Origin of the sequence: Roseobacter sp. TSBP12, from assembly GCF_009129705.1 — a bacterium.
GTDB classification, from domain to species: Bacteria; Pseudomonadota; Alphaproteobacteria; order Rhodobacterales; family Rhodobacteraceae; genus Celeribacter; species Celeribacter baekdonensis_A.
This window is the reverse complement of record NZ_PYIB01000060.1, coordinates 44,705-68,150: the sequence shown is the minus strand read 5'-3', so window position 1 is coordinate 68,150 and position 23,446 is coordinate 44,705. Positions and strand designations below refer to the sequence as shown.

Annotated in this window: 19 protein-coding genes and 1 pseudogene; 4 read left to right on the top strand and 16 right to left on the bottom strand. The window is 57.8% G+C overall.

The genetic code is table 11. The features are described 5' to 3' along the window. Positions 1-37: 37 nt before the first annotated feature. The 9 genes from C8029_RS22820 to C8029_RS17740 all read right to left on the bottom strand — a co-directional run bounded on the left by C8029_RS22820 (position 38) and on the right by C8029_RS17740 (position 9,814). Positions 38-169 (bottom strand): hypothetical protein, encoded by a 132-nt coding sequence (locus C8029_RS22820; protein ID WP_286190007.1) that lies wholly within the window; start codon positions 167-169, stop codon positions 38-40. Beyond that, positions 166-1,668, bottom strand: coding sequence for a chaperonin GroEL (gene groEL, locus C8029_RS17775; RefSeq protein ID WP_226946387.1), 1,503 nt, complete (start codon positions 1,666-1,668; stop codon positions 166-168). Before groEL ends, C8029_RS22820 begins: the two co-directional genes overlap by 4 nt. 65 nt (positions 1,669-1,733) lie before the next feature. Next, positions 1,734-2,537, bottom strand: coding sequence for an iron-sulfur cluster assembly protein (locus C8029_RS17770; RefSeq protein ID WP_009572584.1), 804 nt, complete (start codon positions 2,535-2,537; stop codon positions 1,734-1,736). Between the two features lie 4 nt (positions 2,538-2,541). Beyond that, the gene (locus C8029_RS17765; RefSeq protein WP_009572585.1) at positions 2,542-3,564 is read right to left on the bottom strand and encodes an amidohydrolase family protein; all 1,023 of its coding nucleotides are present in this window, start codon (positions 3,562-3,564) and stop codon (positions 2,542-2,544) included. A 91-nt stretch (positions 3,565-3,655) separates the two neighbouring features. Beyond that, on the bottom strand, positions 3,656-4,024 hold the full coding sequence (locus tag C8029_RS17760; RefSeq protein ID WP_009572586.1) for an MmoB/DmpM family protein: 369 nt from the start codon (positions 4,022-4,024) through the stop codon (positions 3,656-3,658). A 21-nt stretch (positions 4,025-4,045) separates the two neighbouring features. Beyond that, positions 4,046-5,107, bottom strand: coding sequence for an aromatic/alkene monooxygenase hydroxylase subunit beta (locus C8029_RS17755; protein ID WP_009572587.1), 1,062 nt, complete (start codon positions 5,105-5,107; stop codon positions 4,046-4,048). A 48-nt stretch (positions 5,108-5,155) separates the two neighbouring features. After that, positions 5,156-6,214: an NADH:ubiquinone reductase (Na(+)-transporting) subunit F gene (locus C8029_RS17750; RefSeq protein ID WP_152003408.1), complete on the bottom strand. Its 1,059-nt coding sequence runs from the start codon at positions 6,212-6,214 to the stop codon at positions 5,156-5,158. A 78-nt stretch (positions 6,215-6,292) separates the two neighbouring features. Continuing rightward, positions 6,293-7,957, bottom strand: a complete 1,665-nt coding sequence (locus tag C8029_RS17745) for an aromatic/alkene/methane monooxygenase hydroxylase/oxygenase subunit alpha (RefSeq protein ID WP_009572589.1) — start codon at positions 7,955-7,957, stop codon at positions 6,293-6,295. 612 nt (positions 7,958-8,569) lie between these two features. After that, on the bottom strand, positions 8,570-9,814 hold the full coding sequence (locus C8029_RS17740) for an RNA polymerase factor sigma-54 (RefSeq protein WP_226946386.1): 1,245 nt from the start codon (positions 9,812-9,814) through the stop codon (positions 8,570-8,572). A gap of 118 nt (positions 9,815-9,932) precedes the next feature. Between C8029_RS17740 and C8029_RS17735 the strand changes: the two genes are divergently transcribed. After that, positions 9,933-10,907 (top strand): hypothetical protein, encoded by a 975-nt coding sequence (locus C8029_RS17735; protein WP_152003407.1) that lies wholly within the window; start codon positions 9,933-9,935, stop codon positions 10,905-10,907. Here the strand turns inward: C8029_RS17735 and C8029_RS17730 are convergent. From C8029_RS17730 to C8029_RS17720, 3 genes are read right to left on the bottom strand one after another with little or no spacing between them, the layout of a single operon-like run. Continuing rightward, a complete protein-coding gene (locus C8029_RS17730) occupies positions 10,904-11,083 on the bottom strand; it encodes a hypothetical protein (RefSeq protein ID WP_009572592.1) in 180 nt (59 codons plus the stop codon). The genes C8029_RS17735 and C8029_RS17730 overlap by 4 nt on opposite strands. A 22-nt stretch (positions 11,084-11,105) precedes the next feature. Further along, on the bottom strand, positions 11,106-12,242 hold the full coding sequence (locus C8029_RS17725; protein ID WP_152003406.1) for a WD40 repeat domain-containing protein: 1,137 nt from the start codon (positions 12,240-12,242) through the stop codon (positions 11,106-11,108). After that, positions 12,243-12,533, bottom strand: coding sequence for a hypothetical protein (locus C8029_RS17720; protein ID WP_009572594.1), 291 nt, complete (start codon positions 12,531-12,533; stop codon positions 12,243-12,245). Between the two features lie 50 nt (positions 12,534-12,583). Here C8029_RS17720 and C8029_RS17715 point away from each other — a divergent pair, with 50 nt between their 5' ends. Next, complete coding sequence (locus C8029_RS17715; RefSeq protein WP_009572595.1) at positions 12,584-12,862, top strand: hypothetical protein; 279 nt, start codon at positions 12,584-12,586, stop codon at positions 12,860-12,862. 344 nt (positions 12,863-13,206) lie between these two features. Further along, positions 13,207-14,055, top strand: coding sequence for a GNAT family N-acetyltransferase (locus tag C8029_RS17710; protein WP_152003405.1), 849 nt, complete (start codon positions 13,207-13,209; stop codon positions 14,053-14,055). Here the strand turns inward: C8029_RS17710 and C8029_RS17705 are convergent. The 3 genes and pseudogenes from C8029_RS17705 to C8029_RS17695 all read right to left on the bottom strand — a co-directional run bounded on the left by C8029_RS17705 (position 14,034) and on the right by C8029_RS17695 (position 18,454). Continuing rightward, positions 14,034-15,860 (bottom strand): sigma-54-dependent Fis family transcriptional regulator, encoded by a 1,827-nt coding sequence (locus C8029_RS17705; protein WP_152003404.1) that lies wholly within the window; start codon positions 15,858-15,860, stop codon positions 14,034-14,036. The two genes, C8029_RS17710 and C8029_RS17705, sit on opposite strands and share 22 nt — an antisense overlap. A 213-nt stretch (positions 15,861-16,073) precedes the next feature. After that, positions 16,074-17,251 (bottom strand): annotated as a pseudogene (locus C8029_RS17700) (CaiB/BaiF CoA transferase family protein). Between the two features lie 3 nt (positions 17,252-17,254). Next, on the bottom strand, positions 17,255-18,454 hold the full coding sequence (locus C8029_RS17695; protein ID WP_009572599.1) for an acyl-CoA dehydrogenase: 1,200 nt from the start codon (positions 18,452-18,454) through the stop codon (positions 17,255-17,257). A 114-nt stretch (positions 18,455-18,568) separates the two neighbouring features. On the opposite strand from C8029_RS17695, the gene C8029_RS17690 reads away from it, so the two are divergent. Further along, on the top strand, positions 18,569-19,468 hold the full coding sequence (locus C8029_RS17690; RefSeq protein ID WP_009572600.1) for a LysR family transcriptional regulator: 900 nt from the start codon (positions 18,569-18,571) through the stop codon (positions 19,466-19,468). A 73-nt stretch (positions 19,469-19,541) separates the two neighbouring features. On the opposite strand, the gene C8029_RS17685 is transcribed toward C8029_RS17690, so the two are convergent. Next, the gene (locus C8029_RS17685) at positions 19,542-23,372 is read right to left on the bottom strand and encodes an HYR domain-containing protein (RefSeq protein ID WP_193217682.1); all 3,831 of its coding nucleotides are present in this window, start codon (positions 23,370-23,372) and stop codon (positions 19,542-19,544) included. Between the last annotated feature and the right edge of the window lie 74 nt (positions 23,373-23,446).

The window sequence follows — 23,446 nt, the reverse complement described above, 5'->3', positions numbered from 1 at the left end:
GTGACGAGGTCGGCCACCATTTCATTCACAAACGAGGTCAGGGACGGCCCAAAAGCTCGGCACCGCCACCGCGTGCAGGGCCCGCGGTCGGATCGGCTTCGCCTTCCGCAAGATCCCCAACAAGCGTTTCGGTTGTCAGGATCAGCTGAGCGACGGATGCGGCGTTCACCAGGCTGATGCCGGGACACGCGCGGGGTCAATGATCCCCATCGCATACATGTCGCCAAACTCGCCGGTTGCCGCGTTAAAGCCCTGGCCCGTGGCCCCCTCGACGACAGCCTTCGCCACAGCGTCAACATCTGCGCCAGCATTGCTGGCAATGCGGCGCACAGGTTGCGTCAGGATTGAGCGCACCAAGGCCACGCCTTTGGCGATGTCACCTTCGGCTTTGACCCCATCCAGACAGGGCGCGATCTGTGCCAAGGCGGTGCCACCGCCGGCGACAACACCGTCCTCGGCCGCCGCACGCACAGCGCACAGAGCATCTTCGATCAACTGGATCGTCCGCTTTTGTTCGACCGGGGTGAACCCGCCCGCATAGATAATCGCGCTACCCCCCGTCAGTTTCGACAACCGCTCGCGCAGCTTGTCTTTTTCGACGTTCGGTGGTGCGACGTCATATTGCCGCTTCACCTGATTGCGGCGGGCTGTGATCGCCTCAGAATTGCCCTCTCCCCGCAGGATCGAGGTGCCAGAGGCATGTGAGCGCACCACTTCCGCCCCGCCAAGTTGTGCGCGCGTGACCTTCTCGATCTTCTTGCCAAGATCGCGGGCCATCACCTCGCCGCCGGTCAGGATGGCGAGATCATCCATCATCGCGGTGCGCCAATGGCCGTACTCGGGTGGGTGGACGATCAGGTATTTCCCTGCGCCGCCGCCCTCCAGCAACCGGATCACTACCTCGGGTGCAATTTCTTCGGCGATGATCATAAGCGGACGGTTTTCGCCGTCCGCGATGGAAATGGCTGTGTCCAGAATTTCAGGCTGAAGAATTTTCTGATCGGTCATCAAGATCAGCGGATGGCGCAAGATCGCTTCCATGTTTTCACGATCCGTGACCATGTGATGCGAGATATATCCGCGCTCGATGGACATGCCCTCGACCACATCCATCGTCGTTTCGATGGTCACCCCGAAATCGGCGGAAATGACACCGCTTTTACCGACCCGACGAAATGCTTCGGCAACCAATGCGCCAAGGGTCGGGTCCGTCGCGGACACCTGCGCCACGGCTTCAAGATACTCCGGATGCGCCTCGCAATCGCGCGAGGAGGCATCAATCGCCTTGACGATCTCTTGCACAGCCAGATCGATGCCCTTGCACAGATCGACCGGCTTCACACCGGTGTTGGCCAGCTCCACACCTTTTTGGATCAACGCATTCGCCAGAACTATCGCCGTCGTGGTGCCGTCACCTGCGACATCGTTGGTCTGCATCGACACTTCACGCACCACCTGAGCGCCCATGTTTTCAAACCGATCACTCAGTTCGATCTCGCACGCGATGCTCACCCCGTCGCGGGTCACAAGCGGCGTTCCCACCGGGCGGTCGATCATTGCATTGAGACCCTTCGGCCCGAGCGTGGGCTCAACCGCAGCGGCAAGCCGCGCCACACCGCGAGCCAGACAGTCCCTGGCGGTCGTTCCATGCACCATGAGTTTCGCCATATCTTCCTCCTTCTGCCCAAGAGATTTCTCGGGCTTCCTCCTAAAACGTTTATTTTATCAGAGACTTATCGCCCCGGGTTGGCTCCGTCGCGGGGCGGCACACGCCCGGCAATAAAGTCAACCAGCGTTGGCCCCTCGGGGCCGATCTCGACTTCTTTGTAGCGGGTTTTGGCAAGCCCCCGGCACATCGCGCCGTTGAACTCCATGTTGATGCGGGTGCTGCGGAGGTGGGTAAGATGCTTGGTCAGCGCGGCGGCATGGATGGGTTGCCCGTCCCAAGTCGGAAAAGCCAGATCATCCGGGTTGACCGCCAAACCTTGAGACAGGAGCAAGTCCAGATACCGCGGTGTCTGCCGCAGTTCCTCTTCCCCTGTGAATTCAATCCGCTGAAGCGCCGCCAGCGGCATCGACACAATATCCTCCGCCCTATGCCCAAGCGCCTGAAGACCCAGCAAAACAACCTCTTGCCGCCTGTCAAAGGCTTTGGACATGAACTTCGCAACCACGTCGTCCAGTCGCTCTCCCTTGCAATACTGGGCAAAGATATCGTGGTAATTTCGCCCGCTGTTCACACCCTCATTGACCTCATCGCCAAAACAATGGTCGTTCAGTTGAACGGTCATTTCTTTGACCCAAGGCAGCGAGGTGATCTCCTTGCGGATGCCAAAGGCCATCAGAAAGGCGAAATTCGGCGAACACCAGTAGGTGGGGAGTCGAAATTCGACTCGCACCGTTCTTGCATCCGAAACTTCGACCGTCTCGACGAACCCCATGTCTGTAATGGGTTCGTCGAGTTCCGGGTCTGTCACCGCTTCGAGACAGTCCCAGACGTCGAGTTCCAGCTCTGTTTTGAGAGTGGACACCAGCATCGGATCACTCCGCCGCAATCTGAACCGGAGACCCGGCCAATTCGACTTTTTTCTTATTTACATCAATGTCGTAAAGACGTGCAGCGTTGAGGCCGAGGATCTTTTCTTTGATCTCATCGGTCAGTTGCACACCCCGTTCCTGGGCGATGTCTTCGGGGATTTGATAGTCCCAGAATTTCTCAACCAACCATTTCGGCGTCCAGATCGCATAGTCCGAGCCAAACAACAGCTTGTCTTCACCCAGCCAGAACAACAGCTCTGCCATGATCTCGCCGAAATAGCGCGGACGCGAATGAATGAACGGCAACGCCACAGCCAAACCACCATAGACATTGGTTTCCTGCGTCGCGATCCAGCAGAACTCATCCAGACGCGGCAGTCCGCAATGTTCGATGATCCAGTTCAGGTTCTGGAAATCCGTCGCCGCATAGTCCACATCGCGCACATCAAACGCATCCATGGACAGGGGTGTGATTGTCGGGCCCTTGTGGACATGAACATTCTTGATGCCCAGCTTTTCGCAGAGTTCAAAGCATTTGTAAGCGGCCGGATCATTCAGCGCCCAGCCTTTGCTGTCGCCATTCCATTCGGCCGTGTACATTTTCACGCCCTTAATGTCGAAGGTCTCTTTCATGTAGTGGATGTATTCCAGAGCCTTTTCGCCATCACGCGGATCGAACGAGCCGTTGACGATAAAGCGCTCAGGATGACGGGCGGCCATCGACGAGCTGCGCTCGATCGAGGAAAAGCCCTTTTTGTAGAAATCGTTGAGATAGGTCGATTGGATGATCGCCATGTCGTCCGGGCCATCGACGAAGAGATCGCGATAGACGTCATCTTCGCTGTATTTTTCGAACTTCGATTTTTCCCAAAGCTCCTCGGATGGGCTCAGGTTGGTATGATAGGCGTAGAAGCAATCAATGAATTGCTTGCCGTGGATATTCGCCTGATTTTCAGGGCTGCCGTCCCAAAAATGGGTGTGCCCGTCGAGTACGAAAATCTCTTTCCCCTCAGGTGTCTTGAACATGGTTTCCTCCCAAAGTGTCGTGGTGCGTTTGTGTTGATTTGGATGTTGGGTCAGAGGGCGCGAAGAACCGCGCCCTCCCGTCCTTGCGTCATCAAATGTATTCGAACACGTCATCCATGTTGCCGAAGAGGATCACCACGTTGTCATCCACGCGGACCATGCGGCCATAGTGGGTGGAGGTGTTCACCTCAAAAATCTCAGCGGTCATTTCACGACCGAAGAATTCGCTGATCTCATCCATTTTGAAGATCAGCTTGCCTTCGCCATCCACCCGGATCGTCGCCGGGTTATAGGTGACCGTCACGTTCGGATCCTGCCCCATGAATTCGGCGATGGCACGGGCCTCGACCGAGTCATTCATGGTGATCCCACACTGGTGTGAAATCGTTTGATCGAAGGTGATGTCCTTCATAGATTTGAAAATGTTCTGCTTGGAAGCATCACGGGCATTGATAGACATTTCTCATTCCTTTTCAGAAAGTTAGCTGAGGCCCAACTCGGTGACGATCTGGCTGATCCGCTCATGCGAAACAGCTTTGACATCTTCGAACGATACCGGCTTGGAATGCGGCTGCGACCAGATCGGCTGCAACGCGATGGCGGCTTTGTCGGCCAGGTCGCGGTGCTTCGCGAGCCAGCCTTTGAACAGCTTCCGGTTGTGATCGCCGTATTGTTCGTCGTTTGCCAACAGGTAAATCAGGTCCACGGTGTTCGCGAGGTTGCGTTCGTAATCCGCTTCTGCGGCCGAGATCACCGGCGGCGTGATGAAGTCGTTGTTGGCGGCTGCGGCCTGCATGAAGAAGCCGGACCGGATCAATTCGCCGACCAGAGGTTCGAACACGATGTTGATCGCGAAATATTGCTCGAGGTAATCCTCACAGCCCATGATCGTCTCGATCGCTTCGCGGGTCGGCTGCCAGATCGGATCTTCGAGCCAGCATTTTTTGCCCAGCTCATCGTCCCACCCTTCAAGATCCATGCCGATTTCGGCCAGATACAAGGTGATGTCCTGTGCAAGGCGCATCTTGTAGGACGAGTTCGTCAAGGTGGCGTTGTTGATCATCTGGGAGTAGCCATAGCGCTGCGCCTGCATCAGCGAGGTGCCAAGACCAAATTCGGCATGTTTCCATGCGCCCAAATGTTTTTGCAGGATCATCTGCCAGTTTTTGTCGAAAGACCGCGGTGCACCGGCGCGGCGCGCATTGGTGATCACGCTTTGCACCATGCTCTCGATCTTGGACTGGCGCTGATAGTGGGTGCGTTCCCATTCTTGGTCGGGGGCGCGGAAAGCGTGCCAGTTGCTCGACAGCGCGGCCGTGCTGTCTTTCGTGTAGGCCCCGCCGCCTTTTCCGCCCTCGAATTCAATGATCCAGTTTTGGATCAGGTAGCGCTCGGGATCGGGTTGTACGTCAACTGTGACGTCTTCGTAATGGGTTGCCCGTTTGCCGCGCGGTTCGAAATAGTTGTAGCGGCGGCTGGTTGAGCCGACGAATGTTGCTGCACCGGCGGCGCCGGATCCTACTGAGCTTGATGTTGCTACCATTGTAGCCTCCCTTTGGTTGGTTTCACGTCACTAGCGTTCGAGCCGGGTTCAATGGCCCGAAGAACCGGAAGTGGGCGTGAACTTGTCGTAGAAAATGCGGTCTGTTTCGAAGTTGCGCATGAACAAAACGGGTGTCAGCGCGTCGATCATCGGCGGCGGTCCACAGGCATACACGTCCCCCTCCCCGTCGCAGTCGATCTCCTTCAACCGCGCATCGACGCATTCATGAACAAAGCCGCGCTCGCCGGCCCATCCGCTGTCGTCAGCCTCATGGCTGAGCACCGGAATGAACTCGACATTCGGGTGGGCGTCGGTCAACGCCTTGATCTCGTCCAGTTTGAAAAGGTCGCTTTGAGACCGCGCGCCGTAGAAGAAATAGATCGGGCGCTCTTCTCCGCTGACCACCTGATCGTTCAAAATCGACCAAACAGGCGACATCCCGGACCCGGCTCCGACAAGGATCACTGGCCCGTCTCGTCCTTCGCGTCGGAAGCACATCCCGTAGGGCCCTTCGATTTCGACTTCGGCTCCGGCTTTGATGCCACCATCGTCGAGTTCGTTGGAGAACCGTCCGTCAGGGTATTTTTTGATGATGAAGCCGAGTTTTTGGGCTTCGCTCGGCGGATTTGCCATGGAGAACGAGCGTGTAATCTTCTCCCCTTTTTCCGTTTTGACTGTGATGTCGACATATTGACCCGCCCAAAATTTGAGAGGCGCATCCAGTTCAATTTGAACAGCGCGAATGTCATGGGTCAGTTTTTGGAAATCGACGATCTTGCCGGAATACTGCTTCACCGGGATCGACTTGGACAGAACCTCTTCGTCATAGTTCAACAGTTCGATATCAATGTCGCTGTAGGCATGCGCGCGGCACATCAGGATATGCCCGCTGTCTTTCTCCATGTCATTCAACGCGAAGGTGGAGTATTTCAACATCTCCGTTTCGCCATTCAGCTTGACGCATTTACACGCCGAGCATTGCCCTTCCTTGCACCCGTGAGGTAGCGCGATCCCCTGCCGGAACGCGGCGTCGAGAATGGTTTCGTCTTCCTCGACTTCAAACTCCACTCCGACCGGTTCCAACCGGACAGTATAAATATCCGTCATTGTGTCCTCCCTATCCACAGCGTGCAGACATTGCACACCGGGTGGAGGGGGCCGTCAGTCGGCCCCCGCCGTGTTGGTTTAGTTGCAGGGGTTGATGGTGAAGCCTTCGCGATACTTGGCGATATGCGCATCGCGATCCGTATCCGACATTGCGCGCAACATGTTCAGCGGCGACCGCAGCGTGTGACCACGCACATGCTCGAGCTTCCACATATCCTTGTTGTCGAACCGCAGGTGCGGCTGAGCGACAAGGGTTTCGCCATCTTCGCGGACGAAGTTCAGATCCTTGATGGCATCCGCCAGATCCCAACCGTCGTAGACGCTTTCCCATTCGCGTTTGCCCGAGAATTTGCCCATCGCAGGCGTCGGGCGGCCCTCGTATTCATCCGAGAACGCAGAGACTGCGGTCCAGCGATCCAGCTCATGCGCAAAGGTGTGCCACTGGCCGTCGATCTGATCGACAACGATGTCTTCACGGACGACACATGGCACCAAGCTCGACCAGCACCGATGCGGATAGACGTAGCCGGTGTCTTCGTTGAAGGTGACGACCGTTTCACCCGGCTTCGACAGTTTGGAGTACCATTTCCAGAAATCACCGAACTCGGCATACCAACCCGGATATTTGTGCTCGAACCATTCGAAATCTTTTTCGGTCTGAGCTTCGATCCGCCAGAAGTTGACAGGCCAGCCAACGGCAAAGAACTGAGCGATCTTGTGAACGTAGTTCTTCTTGGTGATCCGGTTCCAGGCTTCCTGGACGTCATCGTGGTGGACTTTCACACCATACTTCTCAAGCGGAAGCATGTAGGTCCGGTAGTAGTCTTCAAAGATCCAGCGGTGCCACATTTCCGCATAGGACTCTTTGTCCTTGTCGCGGTTGGTGGTGCCGTATTCGATCAGCGTACCGATGGCAGCGTCAACGATGGCGTGGTTTTGCCAGAACGCGTAACGCAGATCGCGTTCCAAAAGCAGGTGGTTTTCCGGCTCTTTGAGCGCGGCCATCAACATCGAGTGGCCGTTGCCAATGTGACGGCTTTCGTCCGACTGAACCGACAAGAACACGGTGGGCAGCGCGTAGTCGCCATTGCGGGCGGCTTCCGACGGCATGGCCACGAAAAGCGTGTTGGTAAAGGCCGTTTCAGCAACCACGGTCAAATACATACAGGCCGAAGTCATCACGTCCCCGGTGATGAAGCCTTCGCCGAATTGGCGGCCGATTGTGGTGGCATAGCATTTGCCAAACGCTTCTTCGGTGATGTCGAACCCGGCCGGGTCGATGTAGTTTTCCATGTACCACTTTTTCAGGTTCATCTGAATCGTGGAGTGACGGAATTCGTCCACCATCTGCATGGTAAACCCGGTCCGCAGATCTTCGCCCGGAGCCAGGCGTGCAATCATCGCCATGGAGCGCGCCGCCGAAATTTCCGGGAAGGGGATGATGGCCAAGAAGAGCTTCATCCATTCGACCCAACGGGGTTGAACATTGCGGAACATGTCACCGCGCAAAGCGGCGTCAAGTGCGCCATAAACCCGGTTGTCCTTTTCTTCCTGCATCGGGAAGTAGGAGCGCAGAACCTGTTTCATCGGGTCGCGCGGTGCCTTGGTGATTTTGTAGTCTGTCGGGAAGGTGCTGGCTTCCTGCACATAAGAAGGGTTCCAACCAAGATCGGAAATCTTCTTGGTGGCCTCCCCCACCGAAATCCCACGCTGAGACGTGATTTTATTAAGCGTTAAAGTCATGCCATGAGCCTCCTTAAAGCTCTGCAACCGGAACCCCGGTCACCTGTTGGCGGCTTTTGCCGTTGCGTTTGAGCGCCGGTGTTCAATCTCCAGCGGCGCCGGTTTTCGGCAAAGGTTGAAAAGATCGACATCCTTACGATGGCCGGCATGTGCCTTGGCCCATCACCCGAATGCCCTCACTCCCTATCCTTCGTTCTTTGAGGCTGCCCCGCGTGGAGCAGCTGCTCGCGTCTTGTGCAGGTCTTGTTGCAAACGGCGTTCCACAATTCGAAAAAACCGCAGATCTCGCGGTTAAAAATATTTAAGTATTTGTTTATAATGTATATTTTCTGTTAATTTATTTTGCACACTCAAAATCAGCCGTGTCTGCGCCCTGAGTGAAACGGACATATTGTCGCATATTGTGTCACTCGGACGTTTCGCACAGTTACGAAGCGTTACACGTTACACTTAACGCATTTTACACTCTGCCCGGACAGGGTCAGGCAGACGAAAAAAAGCAGTGCTCAAAACGCAATATGCCGAGCATTCGCCCGGCACGTTGTGTGGATATTCCTCGAAGATTTCGCGCTGATGCGGGAGGTTTCGACGCCTCAAAATCTCGCTGAAACCTCAGGCGTAAAGACGCCGTTTCGCGGCGGGTGCAAGACCGATTTCCTGACGATATTTCGACACAATACGTCGGGACACGGTGATGCCCTCCACCTGCAACAGCGCCGTCAAGCGACGATCAGACAGCGGATGAGCGGAATCCTCGGTGGCAAGAAGAGCCCGGATGCGCGCCTGAACTTTAGCTTTGGAATGTGTCATCCCGACCGAAGCCGCCCCGGCGCAAAGCACCCGCGCCGCGATCACGCCATGGGGGCCTTCGATCAACAGCCCATTCAACACCCGGCTCACGGTGCTGGCATGATACCCGGCGATCTGGGCGATTTCGGACATGGTCATCGGCTCCAAAGCTTCGGCCCCGGTGTGAAAATACGCGCTTTGTCGATCCACCAAAACCCGCACCACCTGCTTTACCGCGGACTGACGCAACTCCAGGGCTTGTTTCAACGCTCGCGCCCGTGCAAGCGCTTCACGCAACGCGGGGGTCTGCCCGGCTTTTGGCATCGGTAAAATCGACACTTCGGACGCGCGCGCGGAGAGAAATTCGATCTCCCACCCCGTCGCGGACAAGGTCACCCTGACATCCGGTTCACGCAAAAGCGTCGCATCCGTCATGAAAACAGCACCCGGTTTCGGGTTCAGCCGACGGATCACGGACAGGCAGGACATCACCTCCTCCATCTCAAGCCCGGTCGCTTTCGCCAGACAGGTGGGACCGCCTTTTTCAAACGCCCCCAGATGGGCCAAAACCCGCCCCATGGTCTCGGTCATGGCGTCCTGATCTTCCAACTGAAGCCGCAAACACTCTTCGAGAGTCCGGGCGAAAAGCCCCGCCGGTTCGACACGTTTCTGGATAATCTTCAGCGCCGTTTCGACCACCTCAGCCCGCATATCCAGCGTCTCGGAGATCTGGGCCACCGACCGGCCAAGCCAGCCGGATGGATCAAGTTCCTCGATCAAGGCGGTGACCAGTTTTTCCAACTGCCCGCCTTGTAAAATCAACCCGGCCAGCTCGCGAAAGACATGATCATAGAGGCTTGAGGCCTCTTCTACGGCTGTCATTTCAAGAACATCCGTCGCACTGACACCGCCCGCGCTGCGCGGGCGCAGCACGATCATCGGATTGTCCCGCGCGGTCTGTGCAATATGATCATCCAACTCGGCCGACGACATGTTCAACACCTCGATCACCTGACCGATTTTGAACACCTGTGTCTGTCTGGCGCGCATACGTATGGCTAGCGTCATCTCATTCTCCCTCTGTCCCTCTCGGGACAACTCCTCCGTCCCGGTTGGGACAAAACTCTGGCCATGTGCGCGATGGCCGGGTTATCGTGGCTTAACTGAAACCCGGACACGCAGCCCGATGCACAAGACCGATCCGACTGGCGGAACACTCCCTTTCGAATACGCGCCACCCGAACTGTCCTATCCCGGCCTCTCGCCACAGCTTTTGGCACGGGTGAAACAGCTTTGGGCCGCGCAAGGGTTGGACTTCGATCGCCACTGGCGCGACGGGGTGCGCAGCCTGCCGGGGTTCCGGGCCTTGCCGCGCGTTGAGAACGCGCCCAACAGCACCGAGGTGGATCTGGTCTTTCTGTTTGACCAATGCATTCTCTGGGTCCGGGCGTTGCACGCGGGGACAAGTTGCGGACGCACTCATCACATCGAAGGCCTGACCCCGGCGCAATGGCACGGGCTTGCTGCCCTGTCTGCGCGGCTGACCGAACAACTCAGCGCCCTGCGGCTTTTGGCATTGACCGACCTGCCGATGCCCGCCATGCAAATCGCCCGGTCGATTTCCGAAGATGTGGATATGGCTCTGGTCCTGCTGATCCGCCCCAAACTTGCACAACGGTTTGCCGACTGCCAAAGCGTTGAAGAGGCGAATGAATTTTGGCGGCGTCACATCGCGGGCGGGCGGGTTTTTCGGACCATTTCCGAAAAGCTCTATACCGTTGGCATTGATCACTCCGCCGACACCGACTATGCGAAATGGCGCAAGACGGTGCTGACCACGCTGGGCGCGGCGGTGCACAGCAACGCGCTCAACACCCATGTTCCGACCCGCCAACACGACAACGTGCTGGTGAATGACGACAGCTTGCATTTTGCCACGTTTCGGATTCATGAACTCTGTGCCTTCGCTCAACTGGTGGAGCCGGATTTGACGAAAATATTGGATCTGGCGGGCGCAACAGCCGCCAATACACCCTCTGCAACCGACCCGCTTGCGCAGCTGGCCGGACCGTTGAACAGTATACTCGTGAGCCAGATTCAAAGGCTGGCGGCCCCCGGAACGACGCCCACCGGAGTGCGGCAGGCGTCAAAGCTCCATTAGTGCTTGAGGTCTTCGGCTTGGCCAAGGCGGTTTTCGGCCACCCAGCGCGCGGCCAGAACAAGCGCCCCTGCCGCGAAATCTTTGCCGTGCTCTTCGACCATCTCTTCGGCCACTTTCGCCAGTGCCTGGAAAAAACGATCCTTGCTTTGTTCTTCTGTGGTCAATGCTTGTGTCATTGATCCTCCTCCCTTGGTTTTGTTATTTGAACATGTCGTCCGGGAACGTGACGATGGACACCGTGCCATCCTCACTTCCCAGTGCCAGATGTGTGCCGGTCCCAGACCACGCGACCGACGTGACGGCAACGCCGGTGCCTTCGCGCAGCATCATTTCCTCGGGTTGGCCCACCCGGCAAATCGTGACCAAACCATTGCTATAAACCACGGCGCAGAGGTCACGTTTCCCGTGAACCGACAGCCGATCCACAATCGTCAACCCCGGTTTTCCCGTCGTGATCGGGTCCCCTTCGTGATCGCCAAATGGCAGTTCAGGCAGCGCCCAACCCACCACGCGGAAGGCCCCGGACGCGACCAGGGCCCGTGACGTTGCACTGAAATCCACCGACTGCACCGCCTGCGGAAAATCAACGATCCGATCCGCTTGCCCGGCAACGGCATCCACCACCAGAACAGATTTGTCGCGACACCCCGCAACCAACCAACGCACGCAGGGCGACCAGCGCATCGCCAAAACCTGACCCTGACAGGGCAGTGTCGTCAGAAGCTCAAGACCTTCGGCTTTGACGACACTGATATGCCCCGCCCCCCAACACGCCAACAGGCGCCCATCGTCTGACACCGCGATGTCACGCACATCATGCGTCAGCTCTGTGCTGCTCAGCGGTTCCCCGCCCTCAGCACTCACGACCGATATCTGATCGCCACGCCCGACCACGATCTGTGCCGCGCCCGGCATCGCAGTCAGTGCCGTGATGTCAACGCCCTCACTGGGCAGCAACCGCAGAAGCTGGCCGCGGGGCGTTGCGCGCCAAAGCTCTTCTCCCTCGCTATGGACAAAGGCAAATCCCTGTGGCCCAAGCGGGCACATTTTACTGTCTGGCAGCGCCGTGGCATCCCGGCTGGTCAGCGGCATCGGCAGTGGTTTTTCCCGCGCCCGAATGGTCATCCGGCCGGTGTCGAGTTCCTGCCGTATCCGTTTTTCCGGGCCTTCGGCATCCTTCACGCCGACAAAGGTCATGCGCCCGTCGGCCTGAACCACCGCAAGCGCCGTTCCGTCCATGTTGAACAGAACCTGCCGGATGTTTTGGTCCAAATCCCATGTCCGGGCCAACAAATCAAAAAGCGAGAGCGCCTGAGGCGGCATATGCTGTGTCATTCAGTTTTCCTTTTTCATAACGGTGTCGATTTCCGCATCCAGTGCAGAAAGACGCCCTTCCAATGCATTGATCCTGTCGGCGCTGCGCTCCAACGCGGCCTCATTTTGGCGGCGCGCGACCTCGCGGGCCTCGTCAACCACGCCGTCCTCTTCGTCCTTCATGTCCAACACCATCATCCCACTGGCCTTTTGGTTCAGCCGCATATGCTCGACATTCGCCGCCGCGATGTCCTGTGTGACCTTCAGGCGATCCATGAGAATATCTTGAATGCTGCGTGATTGACCTGTCATTGAGACCCCCTTTAAATGAGTGCTGTTTGACGCATTGAAGGGCCGACACGATGATTGATCCCACCGACATTCGATTTTTCCAAACGCTGGCGTTGGTGTGTCACCAAACCGATGGCGTGGACACGCACTGTCAAAACGCCATCCAGCAGGCGCTTGACACCCGTGATCCGCAAGACATGCGCGCGGCACGCCACGCCGTTGATGCGCTGGACGATGTGCTCAAAGATCAGATTTTGCAGCAGGTGCATCGGCGGATGGCCACCGATATTTCTGCGATATGGGATGTGATGTCCTACGCCTCGGGGCAAACCAAAGAGCGCCCGAACTGAGCCCGTATCGTACAAACCACACGGCCCTGTTTGCAATGTCTCGTGCACGGCTATCCCCTCCCCTGAACATCCGGTCTTTCGTATGGGTCAGGCTATCGAAGCGACAGGATGACGCAATGAAATCCGCTTTAAACAGGTGGTTTTTTGCCCAAATTCGTGGCGCGTTGGAAAAGGTGTAAAATAGCTTTACGTTTTAATTTCACGGTTGGAACATATTGTTCCAAAAGAGGTTTTTCTGCAGTGCAGTATATTTTCCAGATCACGATTATTTCCGAATCACCCTCTTGATTTCGTCCGATGATTCGCGCTGTTCTGGGTCATCTCAGGCCAATCAAGAGAGCCCCATGACCCGCTTTTCCACCGATCCGGCACCGCAAGATTTCGCCCTTCGGGAGGTCCGGCAAGAGGATCTGCCGACCCTGATCCAACAGTTAAACGATCCCCGGATTGCCTCTTGGCTTGCCGCCGTGCCACAGCCCTTTGGCCCGTCCGAGGTCGATGCGCTGCTGGCCCATGGCCAGCATCCCGGCGAACATCTCTTCATTGTCGAACAAGGCGGCGCAGTGGCGGGATGCCTGTGCATCGGGGCCTCCCTTTGGTATTGGCTCGATCCAGCGTTTTGGGGTCGCGGGCTGATGCATCACGCGCTACAGGTCGCCGTTGCCACCCATTTCGCCACGCTCGCCCCACCGCTGATCGCCACGTGCCACATGGATAATGCGGCGTCGCAGGCGCTGCTGACACGGCTGGGTTTTTCACCTGCCCCAACCCTGCGCAAAATGTTTTTCCAAAGCGCACAGTCGGCGCAGCTTTGCCGTGATTTTGTGATGACGCCCGAACAATGGCATCTGTTGCACCCGCCGCTCATTGCCGTGAATGACGTCAGCCTGCGTCCGGCGGAGCAAAAGGACGCCGCGACCTTGGTGCATATGTTGCCCCATACCGGATCACCGATCTGGCCAACGCCGGAAACGATCCGCGACTTTATCGAAACGCACCGCTTTCGCGGCCCGCCAAGGGGCCTTTTCGTCATACTCGACGCGCATCGCCGCAGCTTAGGCATGGCGCTTTTGACAGAAAACACGCCCGCTTTGCGCTTTCTGTCAGAAGAAGACACAGCCCGCCACCATGATCACGTCAGCACCGCATTGGCGCAAGGTATCAGCGCTGTTCAGTCTTTCAGATGCGAATAAACCGTGTTGCGTGAGATGCCCAAACGGCGGGCGGTCAGTGCCACATTGCACTGACAGATTTGAAAGACACGCCGCACCTCGAGGCATCGCTTTTCTCGCATCGGAACCCCCAAACAGCGACCACAGGCCCTGGTCTCGCTCTGTTGCGCCGGAAAGAAATGGTCCACCTGCGTCTCGCGTACGATCCCGGCGGGACAGCTTGCCACCAAGACCTGCAAATGATGCCGCAAATCGTTCAAATTACCAGACCGTTCCATTGATGCCAGCTTGCGCAGGGCCTTGGCCGACAGTTGATGCTGCGGCGATAAATCCGCCAGCATGATACGCGCCAATTTGTCGAAATCCGTGCGCGCCCTGAGCCCCGGCAAATCAACAGTCAGCATGTTGACACCCGCAATCGTTCTGGTCCGTATATGGGTTTCATCCTGCTGTGGCTGATCCGTCGCCACCACATACCAATGCCCCGCCGCCACATCTCTGCGCACACTGTCCAGGAGCACGTTCAAATCGTCTGCGGCCAGACCCTTCAGCGCAGAAACATGCTCCAGCACCAATGTGCCGCCCTGTGCCAGGGAGAGCCCCGACGGGGCGGTGGCCTGCATCAACTCCCCGATCACCCCGCGCATATCCGCGTCTTGGATCAGCCTGCGGCAGTCTACGGCGATCAACGGTTTTGCCGGATGCACATGTCGATGTATGACCTCGGCCATGGCGGTTTTGCCGCTTCCCGTTGCGCCGTGAATGCACACTGGCTGGCCCACATCCGCCGCCCGGCGCGCCACACGCAAGCATTCGCGCACCAGCTCGTCATCAAAGACAAGCTCCTGGTCCTGAGGTTCTAGCCGGTAAAGCCGCGGGGCACGTAGCGTCACTTCCTGCGCGGGCGTACCACCTGAGCGCGGCCGTGACATTGGGCGCAGCCGGGCGAAATAGCTCGCATTCAACCCATCCGAAAGCTCGACCGTGTCCCCCCGGATCAGTTTGCGCAGGATCGAGCGAAAGGTCCCGTTAAAAATTTCGCTGAACCGGCTTGTGGCCACACAGTTCAGACCCGACAGCAATCTGGCCGAACTTCTGTTGGCGCCGGTGACATAACCCTCTTCGTTCACCGCTACCATGCCCACACTCTGCGTCGGCAAATATTCGACTCTGGGATGGAATTGTATGATGTAATCCCGGCGATGGCTTTCGATGAACAATCGGTTTTCAATGTTCGTCGCTGCCAGACCGACCAGAGCTTTGGTGTGATACTGGCGGGCAGACACTTCCGAGGACGCATCGAGCAATCCGACAATCTTGCCGTCCGACGCAAAAATCGGGGCGCAGACGCAGGACACCCCGCCGTGACGCGTAAAAAAATGCTCAGGCCCGGTCACCATACTGGTCTGTCCGGTGAACAGCGCCAGCCCAAGCGCATTCGTGCCGCGCAAATCTTCGCGCCAGATCGAGCCGGGGCGCACGCTGCGCGAACATTCGGCGGCGTGGAATTCAGCATCCATGATGGCGTCCAAAACGGTGCCGTTCGCATCCGCGAAAGCCGTCATATAATTCGTACCGGCAATCTGCGAACTCAAAAGCTCAAGTTCGGGTCGCACAATTTCCATCAGCCGTTCGTTCTGCTGGCGTGCGATTTGCAGCTCCTGATACGAGATCACTGCCTCCACGGGCGCGCCACCGGGGTCCAGCCCCACGCGCAGACACCGCTGCCAACTGCTTGCAATCTCCTCAGGCATCGCGCCATGCGCAAATTGTTCACCGGCGTCCAACGCCGCGCGCGCTGTCATAAATGCTGTTTTCATACTCATGAAGCGCACGATCCTCCCCTTGATCCCAACAGTTTTACCCTGAAATGCAGGAAATCAACGAGAATGTTCAGTTTTTGAACAGCGAATGTGAAGGATGTTCAAAAAATCTGATCGTCATCAACGGCCAGCGCCGTGGCGCAGCTTGTCCAATGACAGGGGCCTCACGCCCCTGTCTGACCACAGATTGCAAAATGGCCTTGGGCTTATGTGGGCTTATTCGGTGTCGCCCGCCGCATCAGAAAAGGCCGATTTGTCCGTCCCCAGCAGCGGGCCAAGCAGCGGGGCCGCGCGATCAAGGGTCATTTCACTGCGTGAGAACCGGATCGGCGTACGCAGTCCCTCAATCCCCTCTGGCGCAATCCGCAGGTTGCGCGCTTCGATCTGTGGCTCGGACAGGGCTTGGGCCACCGTGTTGATCGGCCCGACCGGCACCCCCGCCTGTTCAAGTGCGGCGATCAGATCATCCCTTGACCACGCGGTCGTGGCATGGACCAGCGTCGCGCAAAGCCTCTCGCGATGTGCGACCCGCGCTGGGTTGGTGGCGTAGTCCGGGTTGGTTTCCAGCCCCTCAAGCCAAGCACACGGGTCAGTGCCGCGAATTGCCTGTCGTTGCCGCATGCGATGATCAGATGGCCGTCGGCGGAGGGGAACACCTGATAAGGCACGATATTGGGATGGGCGTTGCCCAACCGTGTGGGGGCAACACCGCCAAGGAGGAAATTGGTGGCCTGATTGGCAAGCACGCCCACGCCGCACTCCAACAGGGACAGGTCTACATGCTGGCCCAAACCCGAGCGCGCCCGCTCCGCCAGGGCGGCCTGAATACCGATCACCCCATAAAGGCCGGTGAACACGTCGATCCATGCGACGCCGACCTTTTGTGGTTCGCCACCGGGTTCGCCGGTCAAATCCATGATGCCGCACATGCCCTGTATGAGGAAATCATAGCCGGGCTGTTTGGCGCGCGGACCGTCCTGACCGAACCCGGTCACGGAGGCATAGACCAAGCGGGGGTTGAGTTTCGACACGCTGTCAAAATCAAGCCCAAATTTCACCAGCCCGCCGACCTTGAAGTTCTCAATCAAAACATCCGCATCGGCAATCAGCGCCTTGAGCCGGGACAAATCCTCGGGGTTGGAAAAGTCGCAGGTGACAGATCGCTTACCGCGATTGGCAGCATGAAAATAGGCCGCGACCTTTTCCGTGCCGCCATCAGGCAGCGGACGTTCGATAAAAGGCGGCCCCCAACGGCGCGTATCGTCGCCGTCCGGGGACTCGACTTTAATGACCTCAGCCCCCAGATCCGCCAAAGTCTGGCCGATCCAGGGACCGGCCAGAATGCGGGCAAGCTCTACGACCTTGAGACCCTTGAGAGGTGCGTCGCTGATCATGGATCAGCCGAACGCTTGCAGGCCAGTGATCGCGCGCCCGAGGATCAGCGCGTGCACGTCATGTGTGCCCTCATAGGTGTTCACCGTTTCCAGATTCTGCGCATGGCGCATCACATGATATTCGATCTGGATGCCGTTGCCGCCGTGCATGTCACGGGCGTTGCGTGCAATATCCAACGCCTTGCCACAGTTGTTGCGTTTGATCAGCGAGATCATCTCGGGCGCGAACCGGCTCTCATCGAACAACCGACCCACGCGCAGTGCCGCTTGCAGTCCGAGCGCAATCTCGGTCTCCATATCCGCGAGTTTCTTTTGGTAGAGCTGGGTCGCGGCCAGAGGGCGATTGAACTGATGGCGGTCCAGCCCATATTGGCGCGCCCGATGAAAACAGTCTTCAGCCGCGCCCATCACACCCCAGGCAATGCCATAGCGCGCGCGGTTGAGACAACCGAACGGACCACCCATCCCCTCAATATTCGGCAAAATCGCTTCTTCACCCACCTCCACATTGTCCATGACAATCTCGCCGGTGATTGAGGCCCGCAGGGAAAGCTTGCCACCGATTTTCGGTGCAGACAGGCCCTTCATACCTTTCTCAAGGATAAAGCCACGCACCTTGCCGCCATGCGCCTCCGATTTGGCCCAAACCACGAACACATCGGCGATCGGGCTGTTGGAAATCCACATTTTCGAGCCAATCAGGCGATAGCCGCCGTCGGTCTTGATGGCGCGGGTTTTCATGCCCGCCGGGTCTGACCCCGCATCGGGTTCGGTCAGGCCAAAACAGCCGATATATGCGCCGCTAGCCAGTTTGGGCAGGTATTTTTGCTTTTGGGCCTCAGAGCCATAGGCATAGATCGGGAACATCACGAGCGAACTTTGCACCGACATCATCGAGCGATAGCCACTGTCCACACGTTCAATGGCCCGCGCGACCAGACCGTAGGACACATAGGAGGCCCCGACCCCGCCATATTCCTCGGGCACGGTCACGCCAAGCAACCCCAACTCACCCATTTCGCGGAAAATCTCCGGGTCTGTCCTTTCTTCAAGATAGGCCTCTGCGACGCGCGGTTGCAGGCGATCCTGCGCAAAACTATGCGCTGTCTCCGAGATCATGCGCTCTTCGTCGCTCAGTTGCTCGTCGAGCAAGAACGGATCAGCCCAATGAAACGAACTCCCTTTGTGGGATGGTGCAGACATGTTGGATCTCCTCATTTCGACCGGATGGATTCTATGGATTTCAGTGAAAATATGCATGGAAATCGCCGTTATAAAGCGATATTTACACATTACTTCATGCATAAAGAGAATGATATGAGGCAAAGACGCTTCCTCCCCTCCGTCAAACTTCTCATGGCACTCGACGCGGTGGTGCGACACCGCTCGATCACGGCGGCGGCCGAAGAACTGAGTCTGACTCAGAGTACGGTGAGCCGTTTGATCCTGACGCTGGAAGAGCAGCTGGGAAAAGATCTTTTCACCCGCGAACGTCGGCGGTTGATCCCCAATGCCGCCGCGATCAGTTATCAACGCGATGTGGCGCGCGCCCTCGACATGATTCAGCGGGCGTCGATGTCGGTGGTCACCAACCCCGATGGCGGCACCCTGTCGCTTGCGATCCTGCCCACCTTCGCGACGCGGTGGCTTGGGCCGCGTCTGAGCGGGTTTCTCAACGCCCATCCGGGTGTGGCCGTGAACATGTCCACGCGGATCGGTCGGTTTGATTTTGGCGGCGAAGTGTTCGACGCCGCCATCTATTATGGTCAACAGAATTGGCCCGAGGCGCGTTCTATGAAGCTGTTTGATGAAACTGTAACGGCTTGTGTCTCACCCGGTTTCGCGGCCTCCCATCGGTTGCAAAATCTTGAGGACCTAACGGGCGTGCCAACGCTGCATCTTGAAAGCCGACCAAGCGTTTGGGCGGATTGGTTCGAAGGGCAAGGAGGCTCCGCGGCAGGAACGAACGGGATGATGATGGATCAGTTCTCAATGATGATTCAGGCGGCGATTTCCGGGCTTGGGATCGCGCTTCTACCAGATTATCTTGCCCGGATCGAAATCTCCGAAGGCCGGCTTGTGCCCGTGCTGCGCCAAGCCGTGCCTGTTCGGGGGGCATATTGGCTGGTTTGGCCGGCACAAAAGGACGACCACGCGCCTTTGGTCTCATTCCGGAATTGGTTGTCTGTGGCGGCCCAACCAGAGAGCCCCTCCTGACGGAACCGTCACATCCTGGCCGATCTCAGTGACATGCCGGCGTTTTGCAAACAGGTGGTGACGGCAGACCGCTTTAGAACGCGATGGAATAGGCCAAGCCCACGCCAAAGCTTTCAAAATCCGATGCCCCGATCCCGTCATAAAACCCGGTCAGTGCTAGGTTTGATCCGCCGTCAAAGGCATAGCTCAGACCCAAATCCACGCGGCCGCGCCATCCCTCAGAGCTTAGCTCAAGGGTGCTTGCAGCGCCGGTGCCCTCGCCATGGGCCCAGATGGCTGAGACACCGCCATTGATCCGCAAATCCGCGTTTGCCAGCGGCACGTCATGCTCAAAGTCCAGCCCAAGCGCCGCCTGAGCGAGGCCAACCCTTTGCTCGGGGATGATGTTGCCCAGCCCATCTTGATAGGTCAGTTGTGTGTCTGAGGTATAAGACAGGTCAAAATTCGGACGCAGAGTGGTTGGTCCGTAATCCATTTCCCCGGCCAATTTCGCCTGAAGCAGCCACCGCTTTGTATCAAACTGATCGGCGTAGGTGCCATAGGGGGAAATGTCGTTTGAGGTCCGTCCATAGAGCGCGCGCCCTTCAAAATAGAGCGGATGATTGGGACTGCGCGCGATGACATAGGGCCCGGCCAACCACCCCTGCCCCGTGACGCTCGCCGGCCCGTCTGTTTGATCTATGTAATCGAATTGCAGCATGGCCCCAACCATCATGTCCGGGGACAGGGTTGCATGGCTGCCCAAAGCGCCAAAGACATAGCGCGTCTCGGCCCCCTCCTCGTCCGACCACGACCCCGTCAAAGCCATCCAAACCGACTGTTCGGCTTGGCTTGCGATGTCAAAACGGCCCGTCCCGCGGCTCACCTGCGCATTGAACGTGCTTCGGGTTTGGCCCGTCAGGAAGGGGATCAAATCCGGTTGGTTGGCCAGCAATTGCGTGGCCCGAGACTGAAGAAACGCGGCGATCTGTTCTTGGGTGTCCGTCACAGTTGTGTCGGAAATGGTCACCCTGTTGGAGGCGGTGCTGAGATTGCCCGCCGTGTCTTGCGCGGCTCCCTCCGGCACCGACGCAAACGCATCTCCCGTCCCGGTCAGGGTCACCAAGGCCGTATAAACCGCCGGACCACCCGTGATCCCGGCCACCGTGGCGTTTGCGAGGCTGATGTCAGAAGCCGCAAACCCGGTCACATCCTCAGAGAAGGTGAAGGTCAGCAGAGTTGTATCCCCGAACCCCGCCGTCTCTGTCGTGCCACTGATCACAAGACTTGGCGCGATCAAATCGGTCTCAACCTCAACCGTGGCCGCAGGGGACACATTGCCCGCCGCATCCATGACCGTGACCCGAACCGTGCCACTGGGCTGTCCAAGGGGTGAGGTCACATCAAAGATCCCGCCGCTCAACAGGACGGTTTGGTATGATCCATCCGGGAAGGTAATCGTGGCCGTGGTCCCTATCTCACCGGAGCCAGAGACAGAAATCGACGCGCCGAAGTTGACCACGGTCGCCTCGATGATCGGCATCTCTGGTGCGGTCACATCGGTCACGGTTACGGTGAAACTGACCTGCGCCGCCGCATTGCCGACGCTGTCGGTGGCATTCATCGTCACCGTGGTGTCGCCGATGGGGAAATCATAGGACCCAGTCAAAACAGTCGCGCCAATTGCATAGGTGATCGCCGGGACCTCGCCGGAATTGTCGGTCACAGTCCCCAAGGTGGTGACATCCAAGGCGGCGGTGTTCAACCCCGCATCCGTGTCCAGATTCTGGGTCGCAGGTGCGGTGATCACAGGCGCCTCAGCGTCACTCACTGTTACGGTAAAACTGACTTGCGCCGCCGCATTGCCGGCGCTGTCGGTCGCGTCGATGGTGATCGTGGTCACACCCGATGGGAAATCATGGGGGCTGGTGATCTCTGTACTGCCGATTTTGAACACCGGCACGAGGGCTGTGTCACTGTTGTCCGAAACCGTGGCCACAAAACTCACCGAAGCGGTCGAAAGCCCAGCATCCGCCGCCTGCGCAATGTCCGAAGGTGCTGTGATCACCGGGGCTTCGACGTCGCTCACCGTCACGGTAAAGCTCACCTGCGTCGCGACATTGCCGGCGCTGTCAGTCGCATCCATTGTCACTGTGGTGACACCGGTGGGGAAATCATAAGACCCGCTCAAAACGGTCGAACCCACCTTATAAGTGATCGCCGGAACTTCGCCGGAATTGTCGGTCACAGACCCCAAGGTGGTGACATCCAAGGCGGCGGTGTTCAACCCCGCATCGCTGTTTGCCACTTGATCCACCGGCGCGCTCAGGACCGGCGCTTCGGTGTCGAGCACCGTGATAAAGGTCGATTTCGTTTCCGTTCCGCTGCAGCCATCGAGATCTTTTGCCGTGAGGGAGACGGTATACGAGCCGGGTGCGGTGAAGGTATGCGTCACGGAGGCGAAACTTGAAGAGGTCGCACCATCACCAAACGCCCACGCCATGCCGGTGAGGGGGGACGTCGCGACGGTTTCGTTTGTAAAGGTCACAGCCAAAGGTGCATCGCCAGAGGTGACATCCGCCGTAAAATCCACGTCCGGGCCGATCGCTTGCACCAAGTTTGAGACGGTTTTGGTATCTGTCAAACCCATCGCTGTGGTGACGGTCAGCTTAACTGTGGCCAACCCCTGGGAGAAACTATGGGTTGGGCTTTGCTCTGTCGAGGTTGTGCCATCGCCAAAATCCCACAGCCACCCAATGATCTCGCCCGTGGTTCCGGCCGTTGAGGTGTCGGTGAAACGCGTGGTCACCGGGCTACAGCCAAAAACACCCGACGCGGTGAAATTCGCGATGGGTACCGCTGAATCGCTCACCGTCACCGTAAAACTCGCCTGCGTCGCCGTATTGCCGACGCTGTCGGTGGCGTCCATCGTCACCGTGGTGTTTCCGATGGGGAAGGCATAGCTGCCCGTCAGTACAGTTGCCCCAATCTTGTAGGTGATCGCTGGCACCTCGCCCGAATTATCCGTCACAGACCCCAAACCCGTCACATCCAGCGCAGCGGTGGACAGGCCCGCATCGGAGTCGACCGTTTGGTTAGAGGGCGCGGTGATGACCGGCGACGTGACATCAATATTCAGCGCATTTGCGCTGGATTGATATGTGGTCGTGATCCCATCAAAGACAGAGGCACAGATATAGTCGCCATTGTTGGCTTCTGATGTGACCGAAAACGACACGCCGGATGTGAAGGCAATTGAGGGTGCGTCGCTGGCGTTACAGGTGGCATCGGCGCTGAAGCCATATTTTGCGATGGCAAGCTGACCACTGTCCGGGTCGGTGGTGGTGATGGTGATTTGGTCGCTGGTTGTGACACTGGCTGAGACATCATCGGTGAAGGACAGGCTTGGGGCGGTGTTGGCGCCTTCGCTGATGTAATAGGTGTAAAACCCGGCGCTCATCCCACCCGCATCCGACACAAGCCGAAACGAAAAGCCCATAAAGGTCTCATCGGCATAGGGGAGCTGTGCGCCGTCTTGCACGAAATCCGCGATATTGGCCTCTGTCGTTCCAAGGCAGTTTGCAATCAAGGTCGTGGTGATTGAGAGACCAGAATAGATCCCGGGTGTGATCCCGTATGTGGAATCGCCGGCTGTGACGTAGTTGCCCCCCGCATAGCCATAGGACCCAAGGCCATTAAGGACCACACCGGCCGATATCCCCCCGTCTTCGGTTGTGCTTGCCATGACATTGCAGGCACCGATCGTAGATGTTGAGCGAAACTTGATGTCGCCGCCGCCGACAAAGGCAAAGGCGGCTTGAGACCCCATGACTAGACCTAAAAGCGCAATCACTGCGCAGCGGATCACCGTCACGCGCCAGCCCGCGCAGAGACGGTGGCAAATGCCATTTGTTTTGTTTGTCATGATCACCACCCCTAAACGTAAAGTCCTCTTGCCGACATACGCCATCTCGCCTGTCGATCTATATGTGGATTCAC